The organism is Gaetbulibacter sp. M235 (genome assembly GCF_043876835.1).
Classification (GTDB): Bacteria; Bacteroidota; Bacteroidia; order Flavobacteriales; family Flavobacteriaceae; genus Yeosuana.
In genome coordinates this window covers 40,250-54,747 of record NZ_JBAWJZ010000011.1, presented here as the reverse complement: position 1 = coordinate 54,747, position 14,498 = coordinate 40,250, and the positions used below count along the sequence as shown (strand labels likewise).

Genomic DNA, 14,498 nt, shown 5'->3' with positions numbered 1-14,498 from the left:
TTTTTGATTGATGAAATTTTTGTTGTTTTTATAGTGCATCTAATTCTGTTAATAATTTTTCTGAATTAGCTTTTACATTAGCAGGTGGGTTTAAAGACAAAGCTTTCTTTAAATTTTTTATAGCATTTTTCTTGTCTCCCATTGTTTTATAAGCTTCTCCTAAACTATCGTATCCATTAGCGTCATTAGGGTTATTCTTTACATTTGCTTTAAAATACTTAAGCGCACGATCATAATCTTTTGCGTTTAACATTTGATAGCCCAAATTGTTTAATTGTGCTTTATTAGCCATTTCAGAAGCTTCATCCATAAGCATAGCATATTCAAGAGTTTTACCTTGTTTTTTAAGTATTTGTCCTTTAATGGCTAAATTGTTAAAAGTCTTTTGGCTGAAAAACTGACCAGCAATGGCATTATCAATCCAACCTAAAGCTTCATCTAAATTATCTCCATTATTTAATGCATAATTTGCAGCTTGTTCCCAGTTTTGGCGTATAAATCCCTGCTGTCCTTTTAATTCTTCCCTAATATCTTTTAAAACAATTTCAGAAACAGGAACAGTTATAGTAAATGGAATTTCCTTTTTTTCCCAAAATAATGAAACTGTTGTGGTTGTTGGTGAAACTGAAGTAAACTCATAAGTTAACAAATCTGTATTAATGACTGTTTTTGTATCTACATCTACCCTTAATGCGTCATTATTTTTGTCATAGAAAAAACTTCCCCAAGATTTTGAGTCTTTTGAAAAAATAACAGTTGCTTTATCATTTGGCTTTACTTCTACATGAAATCCGTATGTACCAGCATTAATAGGCTGTCCTTCAACCTGAACATCGTCCGTAAATGTTATGGTTGTGTTTTCATTAGCACCAGCTCGCCAAGGAGCTTCTGTAGCTGTACCAAATCCTAAATTATTCATTCCGTAAGGAACCAATTTTCCCCAAACCTCTCTTCCATTTACACTTGGTCGTGAATAATTAATTGTAATATCTGTAATGCCTACACGCTGAGATGTGGTTGCCATTTGACTACTTCTTGGTAAATTTAATTGCGCAAAGGAATTTAAGCTAAAAACACAAAATATACCAAGAATAAAATTTGTAATACTGTTAGTTTTCATTTTAGTTAGATTTATTGATTTACACCAACAATTTAATTACTAATATGTTTGCTCCTTGTTATGGATTTGTTAAAGCAAAGGCATAAACTGTTAATTAACTATTTATTAAGAAAAAGTAAAAGGAAGAGATTACTCGTTCAATAAAACATTTATAAAACTATCAAACTCATTTTTAAACTCAATATACTTTTCACCTGTAGCTGGCCCATTAAAACCTGTATGTATTTTACGAACCTTACCTGTTTTGTCTATAATAATAGAAGTTGGATAAGACAATACATGATTAAGCATTGGTAGTTTTTCTTGGGCTAATTTTTTATTTGTACTACCATATTGAGCTAGTAATACAGGATAATTTATTCCAACATGTTCCTTTAAACGTGATATATTTTTAAAAGCAGCTTCAGGCGATTTAACATATTCAAAAGCCAATCCAATAAATTCTACACCTTTATTTTTATTGTTTTTATAGTATTCTGAATAAAACTTACTTTCATCTAAACAGTTAGGGCACCAAGTTCCCATAATTTGTAGTACAACAACTTTATTTTTAAACTCATCATCATTTAAAGACACCATCTTACCATCTGCATCAGGAAACGTAAAATCGATACGATCATATCCTTCTTTTAAAAAAGTTAGCTCGTTTTCGTCTGGTAATTCAAACGTAGCATTTCGTTTTGCTACAAATGGTTCTTTAAAATGGTTACCAGAATAAAAAATTCCTTCCATGGTGCTGTCCTTAACTATTGCAACAAACAAAAAGGCATGAGATCCATCAAAAGCAGATAGCTTTAGTATATTCCCATCCATAACACCATCAAGGTATCTGTAATCACCTGTTGTTGTTCTAAAAGTCCCAGTAACAACATTACCTGTTTGCTTAAAAATGCCTTTGGCTGCATATTCATCCTCTTCTATTCCTTGGCTAAAAACAGTTTCCCAATTTCCTGAAACATCATATTGTGGGGTTTCATTAGCAACTTCAAAACGGTTTTCTTTATTGAATTCTGCTTTAAAAGGAACTATTCTGTTCAAGCTTTCCTTTATAAAACTGCCATTCAGCATGTTTTTTGAAATTTTTGCTTTTATATAGCCTTCAAATACGGGCATTTGTATTTTAACTGAATCATTTTCATAAGTTATATCTTCTACAGATATAATTTCATCAGCATTAAATATTTTTAAGGAAGTGCTTGAAGTAACTTCAAAATTAAATGGTAAATCTAAAGTGTCATTCACTTTTAGAGTTGCTCTGTAAGTACCTAATTGCAACGCTTCGGGTACTTCTTTACACGAACAAAAAATCAGTACAACTACTAAAATGAATGTATTTTTCATTGCAATTTTCATAAGTTTCAATAATTATTCGAAAGATATCTAAAAAACTTATAAATAAAAATAATTTACCATTTCTATTACTATTCAGTATTCTTATCTTTGTGACCTTATTTAAAAATAGAAAATGAAGATTTCATATAATTGGTTGAAACAATTTATAAAGATTGATTGGTCGCCAGAACAAACTGCAGAGTTACTTACAGATTTAGGATTAGAAGTTGAAGGCATTGAAGCTTATCAGTCAGTTAAAGGTGGTTTAGAAGGTGTCGTTATTGGAAAAGTCTTAACATGTGTTCAGCATCCAAATGCAGATAAACTAAAACTAACAACCGTTGATATAGGGGAAACCGAACCATTACAAATTGTTTGTGGAGCTCCAAATGTTGCAGAAGGTCAAAAAGTACCTGTTGCTACTATTGGAACAATTTTATATTCTGCCGAAGGCGAAGCCTGGACCATAAAAAAGGGCAAGATTCGTGGAGAGGAAAGTCATGGAATGATTTGTGCTGAAGACGAACTTGGTCTAGGTGCATCTCATGATGGCATTATGATTCTAGACGAAAGCATTCCTGTGGGCACATTAGCTTCTAAAGTTTTTAAAGTAGAAAATGATCATGTTTTCGAGATTGGTTTAACACCGAACAGAGCAGATGCCATGAGTCATTTAGGAACAGCTAGAGACTTAAAAGCTGGTTTACTTCAAAAAGATTTATCACTTGAACTTATAACTCCTTCTGTTAGTGCTTTTCATACTGACAATAGGTTATTAAAAATTGATGTTGATGTTAAAAATAAAGAATTAGCACCTCGTTATTGTGGAGTTACTATTTCTGGAATAAAGGTTGAAGCTTCACCTGAATGGTTGCAACACAGATTAAAAGCAATTGGGCTTTCCCCTATCAATAATATAGTTGATGCAACAAACTATGTTCTACATGATTTAGGTCAACCGCTTCATGCTTTTGATGCAGTGAAAATAAAAGGAAATAAAATTGAAGTTAAAACTGTTAAAGATGGTACAAAATTCACAACACTCGATGGTGTTGAAAGAACGTTATCTGATGAAGATTTAATGATTTGTGATTCCGAAAAAGCAATGTGTATTGCTGGTGTTTTTGGTGGTATAAATTCAGGTGTTTCAGAATCAACTACAAGCATATTTTTAGAAAGCGCCTATTTCAATCCAGTAAGTATTCGTAAATCGGCAAAAAGACATGGATTAAATACAGATGCATCTTTTAGATTTGAACGAGGGATTGACCCTAATCTAACAGAGTTTGCTTTAAAACGTGCCGCTCTTTTAATACAGGATATTGCTGGTGGAGAAATTACTAGTGATATTGTTGATATTTATCCTAATAAAATTGAAGATTTTCAAGTTCGATTAAGTTTCGATAACGCCAAAAAACTAATTGGTGAAGAAATCCCAAGAGACATTATTAAACGCATTTTAACTTCTTTAGAAATAAAAATAAACAATGTTACCGAAACTGGTTTAGGTCTAACCGTTCCTTCCTATAGAAATGATGTACAAAGGGAAGCTGATATTATTGAAGAAATTTTAAGAATTTACGGTTACAATAACATTAATACTACCGATAAATTAAATGCTTCAATTTCAAGTACTTCAAAATTTGAAGATCATAAAATTCAAAATATAGTAGGGAACCAATTAGTATCGCAAGGGTTTTACGAAATATTGGCTAATTCGTTAACCACTCCAAATTACATCAGTCTTAGTGAACAATTAAAGGAAGAGCATAATGTAACTATTTTAAATCCCTTAAGTAATGACTTATCAGTAATGAGGCAATCATTACTTTTCTCTGGTTTAGAAGTTGTTTCTTATAATTTAAACAGAAAGCGTTTAGACTTGAAACTATTTGAATTTGGTAAAACATATCATAATTTTGAAAATAACCGTGAAGAACACAAGCATTTAACCTTATTTGCTTCTGGAAATCAAAATAATGACACTTGGATTTACGCAAATAAAAAAAGTGATTTTTTCTTTATGAAAGGAATCATTTGTGCAATTTTAGAACGTTTGGGAATCAATAGAGTTCAAGAATCTCCAATAAGTAATGATTTATTCAGTGAAGGATTAGAAATAGGATTGGGCAAAATGAAGCTTGTTGACTTTGGTTTGGTTAAAAAACCTATTTTAAAACATTTTGATATTTCGCAAGAAGTTGTTTTTGCGGATTTTAATTGGGAATCTATACTTGATATTATAAAACGTAACAAAATTACATTTAAAGCTATTGCCAAATATCCAGAGGTTCGCCGTGATTTTGCTTTGCTTTTAGATGACAATGTAAGTTTTAAAGACATTCATAGTATTGCAAATAAAACAGAAAGACAATTGCTTAAAAAAGTGAGTCTGTTTGATGTTTACCAAGGTAAAAACTTACCACAAGGCAAAAAGAGTTATGCTGTTAGTTTTACATTACAAGATGAAAACAAAACACTTACCGATAGTCAAATTGATAAAATAATGAAAAATCTTCAGGGCAATTTTGAAAAAGAACTTGGAGCAGAACTCAGATAACAAACAACAGTTTGCAATATTATTTGATTACAGACACAAAAAAAGCCTTTCAATAAATTGAAAGGCTTTATCTTTTTGGGTGGAAGACCGGGTTCGAACCGGCGACCCTTGGTACCACAAACCAATGCTCTAACCAGCTGAGCTACAACCACCATGTAGCGCATTTTTGAATGCGTGTGCAAATGTAACTGATTTCAGTTTTTCTACAAAGATTTTTATTAATATTTTAAAAGGAATTTTAAATACTTCAGTAAATCAATAAATTAGAAAAAACTTTGTTACTAATTTTTAATTATTCAACTTAATTATACGTACTATTTCAAATTAAATAAACTCTCAACAGCAATATTTCTATCAACAGTAAAACCTTCCCCATACTCCACTCCTATTAATCTTCCCATATCAATAGCTCTGTTTTTTATATTTTCTGTAAAATTTTTTGTTGCAATTGGAGTAATTGGTTCTTTACTATTGGCATCGTAAAATTGCGTTTTATAAGCCATTACAGAATCCATTTTAATGTCCATAAAACCAGAAACATCTACAATGATGTCCGGTTCAAGGTTCTTCCATTGTATATAATGGTAAACTTGTTTAGGTCTCCATGGTTTTTGCAACTTTCCTTCATCATCTTTTGTCTCAATTTTTAACAATCCGCTTAAAAAACAAGCATCACAAACTAACTGGCTTCCTTTTGCATGGTCAATATGTCTGTCTTCAATAGCATTACAGATAACAATTTCTGGTTGATATTTACGAATCATTTTAATCACTGCTAATTGATGCTCTTTATCATTTTTAAAGAACCCGTCAGCAAACTTCATATTGACTCTAATATCAACTCCTAAAATATTTGCTGCATTTTGAGCTTCCTCAAACCTTGTTTTTTCATTACCTCTTGTTCCTAGTTCGCCTTGTGTTAAGTCAATAATACCAACTTTTTTTCCATTAGTAATTTCTTTAGCTAAAGTAGCGGCACAACCTAACTCTACATCATCTGGATGAGCACCAATGGCGAGAATATCTAATTTCATATATTATAATTTTATTAAACCCTAAAAAGAGCAATACAAAAGTCAATAATTATTGCAAAATAATTTACTACTTGATGTTTTTTTATTCAATAATCATCATTTTTTTTATTAGAATATCAATTAAAGTTTAAATTTTCATACAAAATAAACAAGTTTAATAATAACTCAATAATTCTATTACGTTTTCGCTAATTTTTTTAAAATTTAATTATCAAAAATTTTGATAATTATTGAAAAATGAGGCACTTAAGTGAATTATGATATTTGTCATAAATAAAAGCATTCATGCTCTGTAATTTTATAATGTAAAAAAAATAATTAATTACAGAGGCCAAGAAAAGGGCAATTAATACAAATTAAAAACTTAAACAACATGAATGAATCAGCAACCTTATTAAATACAAACTTGGAAAAGTATGGTTTAAAAAATGTTAATGCACATTGGAATTTATCACCAAAAGAGCTTCAAAAAATTGCAGTTGAAAAAGAAGGTGGTGTAGAAACAGAAAACGGTACTTTAGCTATTTATACTGGAAAATTTACTGGAAGATCTCCTCAAGATCGTTTTATAGTTAAGGATGATTACACTAAAGATAGGGTTTGGTGGGGTAACATTAACAAACCTGTTTCTCCAGAAAATTTCGAAAAATTAGAAAATGAAATATTAAATTATCTTTCAGGAAAAGAAATTTACGCTAGAGACGCTGCAGTATGTGCTGATCCTAAATACAGAATGAATGTTAGAACCATTACAGAATATGCTTGGTCTAACCTATTTGCTTACAACATGTTCTTACGTTTAGATCCTGTAGAATTAGAGAGTTTTGAAGAAGATTGGTTGGTACTTTGTGCTCCAGGTTATGTGTGTCCTGATCCTGCAGCTTATGGTATTCGTCAAGGTAATTTTTCTATTTTAAACTTTACTAAAAAAATTGCATTAGTAGGTGGTTCTGCTTATACTGGTGAAATTAAAAAAGGTATTTTCTCTGCTTTGAACATGATTTTACCTACTGATAAAAATGTATTACCAATGCACTGTTCTGCAAACTATGGAGAAGAAGGAGATACTGCTATTTTCTTTGGTCTATCTGGAACAGGAAAAACAACTTTATCTGCAGATCCAAATCGTAAATTAATTGGTGATGACGAACACGGATGGACTGCTGAAAATACAATATTCAATTTTGAAGGCGGATGTTATGCAAAAGTGATTGATTTAACAGAAGAAAAAGAACCAGACATTTTTAGAGCTATTAAACCTGGGGCCTTATTAGAAAATATAGTATTCAAAAAAGGAACCAAAGAAGTTGATTATATTGATGGAACTATTACTCAAAACACGAGAGTAAGTTACCCAATTGATCACATAGACAATATTCAAGTACCTTCTTACGCAGGAAATCCTAAAAACATTTTCTTCTTAACTGCAGATGCTTTTGGTGTATTGCCTCCAGTTTCTAAATTAACACCTGGTCAAGCTGCATACCATTTTATTTCTGGTTATACAGCAAAAGTTGCAGGAACTGAAGCAGGAATCACTGAACCAGTACCATCATTCTCTGCTTGTTTTGGAGCACCATTTATGCCATTACACCCAACTGTATATGCTGAAATGTTAAGTAAAAAAATGCAAGATGCTGGTGTAAATGTTTGGTTAATCAATACCGGATGGAGCGGTGGACCTCACGGAGTTGGTTCTAGAATTAAATTGAAATATACACGTGCTATGATTACCTCTATTTTAAAAGGTGAATTAGATAACGTAGAATTCCATCAACACCCAATCTTTGGTTTATATATGCCTAAATATTGTCCAAATGTGCCTATTGAGATTTTAGATCCAATAAACACTTGGCTACAAAAAGGTGGATATATTAGTAAAGCCATTCAATTAGCACATTCATTCCACTTAAACTTTGAAAAATTTGCTAATGAAGCTTCACAACAAATTATGGAAGGTGGTCCACTAATTGATGAACACCACCATTTAGAAGAACACATATAATAGATTAGTTTAAAAAAAGAAGGGAGCTTAAAATGATAAGCTCCTTTTTTTATTTCCATTTAAATTTCAATGACAACTAAAAGACTCTTTATATTAGTACTTGTCTTTATTACACAATCTTACGCACAAGTTAACACAAAAAACAAGTTTGGTTCATGGTATATATATGATGGTACACACGCCATTTCAAACAAGGTGAGTTTTAAAACCGGTGTACAATTTCGTTTTTTTGAACCAACAAGTAATTTTAACCTCATGCTGCTTTCTTCAGGAATCAATTACATTTAACACCTAAAACTTCGATTACATTAAATTATAGTCATTTAGATGTTGACAGAAGCATAGAAGCTACTGGAGAAACCCATCTATTTGAAAATAGATTATACGAACAGATATGCTATAAACATAATATTGATTATTTAACAATTACAAATAGATTAAGGCTTGAAAACAGATTTTTGAATGATTTGGATAAAAATACAACCCTTAATAGAATTCGCTATCAACTTGGGGCTTCGGTAAATCTGAATAAATCGTTGTTTGTTTTAATTAATGATGAGGTTTTTGCCAACTTAGAAAGCAAAGTGTTTACAGAAAACCGTTTTTACACAGCCCTTGGAATTCACATTTCAAAATTCAATAATATAGAATTGGGTTATTTGAATCAAAAAATAAATGGTGCTTTTATAAATAGACTTCAAGTAGTTATTAATATTAAAACCAATCGTTATAAAGCCTAAAATTAGAAATCAATTTCCTTTTAAAGCTTTCTCAATCCTTTTATCGGGAATAAGCCAAATAATTGCGACTGAAATGTAAACAGCACCAGAAATCCATATATTATAAAAAGCGCTCAAACTACCAATAATATATAGTATTGGAGACATTTTTCCTTTTAAGTCTTTGCCAAGAGCCTTTACTAATATAGACTCGTTTCCATGGCTTTTTATTATTATGGTTTGCAAAATCCAATAAGCAATTGAAGCAAAAAGCAATATAATACCATATAAAAATACAGAAGCAATGGTAAAATGGTTTTCACCCATCCAGCCTGTTACAAATGGTATAATAGATAACCAAAACAATAGATGCATATTTGCCCAAAGCATTCTTCCGTTAACTTGCTTAACGGTTTGCATCATGTGATGATGATTATTCCAATAAATTGCTAAATAAATAAAGCTTAAGACGTAGCTGCTAAAAATAGGCAGTAATGGTTTCAAATCTTCAAAATTCCCTCCATGAGGAACTTTCAATTCTAAAACCATAATTGTTATGATTATGGCCAAAACCCCATCGGTAAATGCTTCTAAACGTCCTTTTGTCATCAAATTAATGTTTTATAAATTACTAATTTATAAATTTAATCTGAACAAAAACAAAGTAAGTTAAGCATCAAGCTAAACCTTGATGCTTATTGATTGTTTTAATTACTTTTTCAAGTATTTAATATATTTTCTGTAAGCAAAATAGCCAACAATAGCTAAAAATAAAACAGCGCCAACTATAAATTTAACACTCACTATTTGATCACCACTGGCATAAGAATGCAATCCTGCTAAATAAAAATTAACCCCGAAATAAGTCATCATAATACTTGAATAGGCTGCTACAGACATAAGATTAAAAAACCAACGTCCTCTTAAACCTGGAACCAATCGCATATGAATTACAAAAGCATAAACCATAATACTTATAAGAGCCCAAGTTTCTTTTGGATCCCAGCCCCAATAACGTCCCCAACTTTCATTGGCCCACATACCTCCTAAAAAGTTCCCAATTGTTAACATAACTAAACCAACTGTTAAGGACATTTCGTTAATTATTGATAGTTCATTGATGTTAACTATCATTTTTTCTTTATTCTCTTTATTAGTGAATATCATTAAGAACAAAGCAACTAATCCTAATATCATCCCTAATGTAAACGGCCCGTAACTAGCAACAATCACAGCTACGTGAATCATCAACCAATAACTGTTTAAAACTGGTTGTAAATTAGCAATTGCAGGATCCATCCAGTTCCAATGTGCCACCATTAATATCATTGAAGCAACAAATGCAGTTGATGCAATAGTAAGATCACTTTTTCTACCAAACAATAAACCAAATAACATAGTTGCCCAAGCAACATAAATCATGGATTCGTAAGCATCACTCCAAGGCGCATGACCAGATATATACCAACGAGCAATCAAACCTGCTGTATGAAGAATAAATAATAAAAGGATTGAAATTTTAAATATATTAATCAATACTTTTAGTAGCTTACTTTTGCTTTTAAAAATCTGAATTATAAGAATTATAAAAAGTAAAGAACCTGCGTACATATACCAACTAAACAGTTTTTTAAAGATATCATACTTGTTATATAACACTTCGGTCTTTACTTTTTTATCACTCATCATTACTGATGCACCATACTGATGTTGAGTCTTTTTAAATGCATTTAAAAGTTTATCTGCTTCTTTAAAATTTCCAGATTGTTTAGCTTCATTTAAAGTCATTAAATATGCTCTAAAACCATTGTTGATAAAATTAGCATATAAAGAATCCTTTATATTGTAATTTTTGGTTCTAAATTCTGTTGAAGAAGTCCATTTATTATTAGCATCATCTGGAATAGGAAATATTTTAAGAGATCTACCTTCAATGGTATTATATAATAAATTTACACGTTGATCAGCTTCTTTAAATTCTTTTTGAAAAGCATTTGGTACTTGAGCTTTATAAGCCTCATCAAGAAACGGAGCTAATTTATATTCTCCCTTTTCTGTAAAAAAATCGGCTAGTGTAGCAAACTTTTCTTCTTTAGGAAGACCAATTAAATGTCTAATTGAATCTGCTTTTTGAAGTTTTAAATAGATGATTGGTGTATTGTACCATAACATTGGGCTTTCTTGTATAGATAGAAATACCTGATTAGCATCAAACTCTTCATATGCATCATTTTTGCTTAATTTTCTAAGCATTTCTGAGGCATATGTATTAATCGGCATCATTCTTCCACTAAGGTCTTGAATAACTAAATGTCCGAATTTATCGGCATGTTTCTTTGGCGTTATGTTAGCCTTTAAAACAGAATCTATTTGAGTTTTTGTTGGTTTTGAATGATTATGACCATCATTTTCAGAGTGTCCTTGGGAAAATGCATTCAATCCAAAACAAAATAAAAGAATAGCAAGAAACTTTGATTTTTTAGATTTAATTGCATCCAATTGATTTTTAAGGAAATCAAAACGTGTATGCTTAGTAAATAAAATAGCCAATAGTCCAAAGAATAACATAAAATATCCAATATAAGTAACCCATGTTCCCCAAAAATCATGGTTTACAGATAATACAGTTCCTTTTTCATCTTGATCAAAACTAGATTGAAAAAAACGATAACCTCTGTGATCAAGGATGTTATTCATGAAAATTTTATAATCAAAATCACCTTTTTCTTTATCAAATACTGTTACCTTACTTGAATACGAAGAATATCCTCTTTCTGTCCCAGGGTAACGTTCAGCTTCAAAATCATTTAATTTAATTGAAAATGGCAGTTCAAGTACTTTTGCACCATATTGTAGATTTATGTCCAACCCTCCTATTTTAACCTTTTTAAAAGCATTATTTGAGCCTTTACCTCCTAGTACGCCAACTGTTTTAGTTTCTCCATTTGTTGTTATTTTAAGCAACAAACCGTCTTCATCAAAAGTGTTTAACATTTGAGATTTTTTAACCAAATCAAATTTACCCTTAATAACTGGTTTAGGGAATACCATTTGAAAATTACCAATAACATATCTAGATCTTAAATGTAAAGGCTGAATACTATCTTTAACCAAATCACCTTTAGCCATGGTTGCCATGGTCATGTATTCTCCATCAAATGGTGATTCAATAAAAATACCATCGTCATTATTAGTAATATTTATGGCTCCCTTAGTAGGAGAATTAAGTGAAAACAATACATTATGAATAATCATTATCTGTCCTTCTTTCAAGAAATGATTATGAGCACCACCATCACTGGCTTCAACTATTTTTAAATAATTATCACCTGCTTCATCTGGAACAATATCTTCTTCTGCTCCCTGTAAAAACTTCTCTAATTCGATTTTAACCGGTTGCTGATCGTACTTCGTGTTAATTGAAAACTTATTATTTAGTCTTGGCGAAAAATCTACCTCTTTTTCAATAGGCAAACGTTGCGCAACGCCATCAATTTTATAATCACCATCAATATAGACTGTTAGATATGTTTTTTGAGTTAAGAATTTGTTTTCGGTGGCTCCTTCTCGTATAGCCATCATGCCTTCAAAACTTGTATATCTTGTTATAAACGCACCTAAAAGAATAAAAACAAAGGCTAAATGCAATAAAAATGTTGCCCATTTTTCTTTCTTATAAAGTTTGTATTTAAAAATATTACCTGCAAAATTTATTACAAAAAACACTAAAATAGCTTCAAACCACCAAGCATTATAAATTAATGTTCTTGTAAAAGGCGTTGGAGATGTTTTTTGTCCGGCATCTAAAAATGTTCCAGCTATCATTGCTCCTGCAAATACTAGGAATAAAACTGCGGTTAATCGGGTTGAAAAAAGAATTTTGGATATTTTGTTTAACATGGTGATTGATATCTATTAAAAGTTCAACAAATTTATGGCATTTAGTTTATTTAGAAATGATATAAATCATAAAAAACTTCTTAAAATTTTATTTTTAAATGCTCATTTTTGTCTTGCTTCAAAAATTTTAAGGTATAAAAATGTACTCATCTTTCTAGCACGTCTTTTTGCGTTTTCGGCATAATCACCAACAAATAATTCGTCAATGGTTTCAAACCAAAGGTTTATCCAAATACCAAAATGTAATTCAGAAATTGAGTTATTGTTATTTTGATCTACTTTTGCATGAGCTTCTAATGGATTTCCTAAATATTTGGTTTTTAAAAATAAATTTGATTCCCAAAAAGTTGTTAATCTATTTAAATGTTCATCCCAATCCTTAATAGCTTCATTAAAAAAAGGAGCTAATAATTCATTTTTTCTAACTTTATCATAAAATGATGAAACCAACAAAAAAACGTCTTCACGAGTTTTAATATCTTTTTTTTCCATATCAAACAAAGATACATGAATAGCTTTTATATAACACAATACTTACTTATTTTAGCATTATGATTTCTGTAGTTATTTTAGGCGCTGGAAATGTTGCCACACACTTATTTAAAGCTTTCAATAAGGCTGAAAATATAATTGTAAATCAATGGTTTAATAGAAATTTAAAATCTATTGATTATTATAAAAACTTGGTTGAGGTAACAGATAACCTATCCAATTTAAAAGAAGCAGATGTTTATATTATAGCTGTTAGTGATGATGCTGTTGCAAAAGTTTCTGCTCAACTCCCATTTGAAAACAAGCTTGTAGTCCATACTTCTGGAAGTGTTGGTTTGTATGATTTAGATAAAAAACTTCATCGTGGCGTATTTTATCCGCTTCAAACTTTTAGTAAAGAAGCAGAAATAAATTTTTCAAATGTGCCCATTTGTATTGAAACAGCAAGCAAAGAACACTTTAGTATATTGAAGCTTTTAGCGGAATCCATTGGAAGTACTAGTTACAGAGTTAATAGCGATCAAAGAAGCTCTTTGCATTTAGCGGCTGTATTTGTAAACAATTTCACAAATCATTTATACAGAATTGCACACGAAATTACAGAAGCAACGAGCACTGAATTTGATATATTAAAACCCCTTATTTTAGAAACAGCCAATAAAGTTCAAACCATTTCGCCATACATGGCTCAAACGGGTCCAGCAAAAAGGAATGACAAAAAAACAATAAAGAAGCATTTAAAAAAATTAGAAGGTTCTGAACATAAAGCTATTTATGAACTATTAACCAAATCAATACAAAAAACCCATGGAGGAAAAAAGCTATAAAGAATACCTGCAACATATTACTACTTTTATTTTTGATGTAGATGGTGTATTAACAGACGGTACCGTACTAATCACAGATAAAGGAGACTTGCTTAGAAAAATGAGTGTTAGAGATGGATACGCCATTAAAACTGCCGTAGATTTAGGATATAATTTTTGCATTATAACTGGTGGTTCAGATAAAGGTGTTAGTTCAAGATTAAAAGGATTGGGCATAAAAGATATTTATCTGGGTTCACATAATAAAATTGAGCATTTCAACGAATATGTTGAAAACAACAATATTAAACCTGAAAATGTGCTCTATATGGGTGATGATATTCCAGATTTACCTGTGATGAAATGTGTGGGATTACCATGTTGCCCACAAGATGCAGCACCCGAAATAAAGAGTATTTCTAAATACATTTCCCATAAAAATGGTGGTTTTGGAGCGGTTAGAGATGTTATTGAACAGGTTTTAAAAGTTCAGGAAAAATGGAATAAAAATTATGATGCTAAAGTATGAT

The 14,498-nt window shown here is 30.8% G+C and carries 12 protein-coding genes and 1 tRNA gene; 6 read left to right on the top strand and 7 right to left on the bottom strand.

Annotated features, from left to right (window positions below; genetic code table 11):
* Positions 1-28 precede the first annotated feature (28 nt).
* The gene (locus V8G69_RS15130; RefSeq protein WP_394882945.1) at positions 29-1,120 is read right to left on the bottom strand and encodes a DUF2911 domain-containing protein; all 1,092 of its coding nucleotides are present in this window, start codon (positions 1,118-1,120) and stop codon (positions 29-31) included.
* A 129-nt stretch (positions 1,121-1,249) separates the two neighbouring features.
* Positions 1,250-2,461: a peroxiredoxin family protein gene (locus V8G69_RS15125; protein ID WP_394882943.1), complete on the bottom strand. Its 1,212-nt coding sequence runs from the start codon at positions 2,459-2,461 to the stop codon at positions 1,250-1,252.
* A 124-nt stretch (positions 2,462-2,585) separates the two neighbouring features.
* On the opposite strand from V8G69_RS15125, the gene pheT reads away from it, so the two are divergent.
* Positions 2,586-5,012, top strand: coding sequence for a phenylalanine--tRNA ligase subunit beta (gene pheT, locus V8G69_RS15120; protein WP_394882942.1), 2,427 nt, complete (start codon positions 2,586-2,588; stop codon positions 5,010-5,012).
* Positions 5,013-5,089: 77 nt separating this feature from the next.
* Here pheT and V8G69_RS15115 read toward each other — a convergent pair.
* Both V8G69_RS15115 and bshB1 read right to left on the bottom strand, forming a co-directional pair.
* Positions 5,090-5,165, bottom strand: a tRNA-His gene (locus V8G69_RS15115).
* A gap of 161 nt (positions 5,166-5,326) precedes the next feature.
* Positions 5,327-6,046, bottom strand: a complete 720-nt coding sequence (gene bshB1 / locus V8G69_RS15110) for a bacillithiol biosynthesis deacetylase BshB1 (protein ID WP_394882940.1) — start codon at positions 6,044-6,046, stop codon at positions 5,327-5,329.
* Positions 6,047-6,419: 373 nt separating this feature from the next.
* On the opposite strand from bshB1, the gene pckA reads away from it, so the two are divergent.
* From pckA to V8G69_RS15095, 3 genes are all read left to right on the top strand, one after another.
* Complete coding sequence (gene pckA, locus V8G69_RS15105; protein WP_394882939.1) at positions 6,420-8,051, top strand: phosphoenolpyruvate carboxykinase (ATP); 1,632 nt, start codon at positions 6,420-6,422, stop codon at positions 8,049-8,051.
* Between the two features lie 69 nt (positions 8,052-8,120).
* Complete coding sequence (locus V8G69_RS15100) at positions 8,121-8,339, top strand: hypothetical protein (protein WP_394882938.1); 219 nt, start codon at positions 8,121-8,123, stop codon at positions 8,337-8,339.
* 14 nt (positions 8,340-8,353) lie between these two features.
* Positions 8,354-8,791, top strand: a complete 438-nt coding sequence (locus tag V8G69_RS15095; protein WP_394882995.1) for a DUF2490 domain-containing protein — start codon at positions 8,354-8,356, stop codon at positions 8,789-8,791.
* Positions 8,792-8,800: 9 nt separating this feature from the next.
* On the opposite strand, the gene V8G69_RS15090 is transcribed toward V8G69_RS15095, so the two are convergent.
* The 3 genes from V8G69_RS15090 to V8G69_RS15080 all read right to left on the bottom strand — a co-directional run bounded on the left by V8G69_RS15090 (position 8,801) and on the right by V8G69_RS15080 (position 13,162).
* Positions 8,801-9,379, bottom strand: coding sequence for a TMEM175 family protein (locus V8G69_RS15090; RefSeq protein WP_394882937.1), 579 nt, complete (start codon positions 9,377-9,379; stop codon positions 8,801-8,803).
* Positions 9,380-9,481: 102 nt separating this feature from the next.
* Positions 9,482-12,670, bottom strand: a complete 3,189-nt coding sequence (ccsA, locus tag V8G69_RS15085; protein WP_394882936.1) for a cytochrome c biogenesis protein CcsA — start codon at positions 12,668-12,670, stop codon at positions 9,482-9,484.
* 102 nt (positions 12,671-12,772) lie between these two features.
* The gene (locus tag V8G69_RS15080) at positions 12,773-13,162 is read right to left on the bottom strand and encodes a group III truncated hemoglobin (RefSeq protein ID WP_394882935.1); all 390 of its coding nucleotides are present in this window, start codon (positions 13,160-13,162) and stop codon (positions 12,773-12,775) included.
* Between the two features lie 59 nt (positions 13,163-13,221).
* Between V8G69_RS15080 and V8G69_RS15075 the strand changes: the two genes are divergently transcribed.
* A complete protein-coding gene (locus tag V8G69_RS15075; RefSeq protein ID WP_394882934.1) occupies positions 13,222-13,989 on the top strand; it encodes a Rossmann-like and DUF2520 domain-containing protein in 768 nt (255 codons plus the stop codon).
* On the top strand, positions 13,970-14,497 hold the full coding sequence (locus V8G69_RS15070) for a KdsC family phosphatase (RefSeq protein WP_394882933.1): 528 nt from the start codon (positions 13,970-13,972) through the stop codon (positions 14,495-14,497). The genes V8G69_RS15075 and V8G69_RS15070 overlap by 20 nt, the downstream gene beginning before the upstream one ends.
* Position 14,498: the final 1 nt, after the last annotated feature.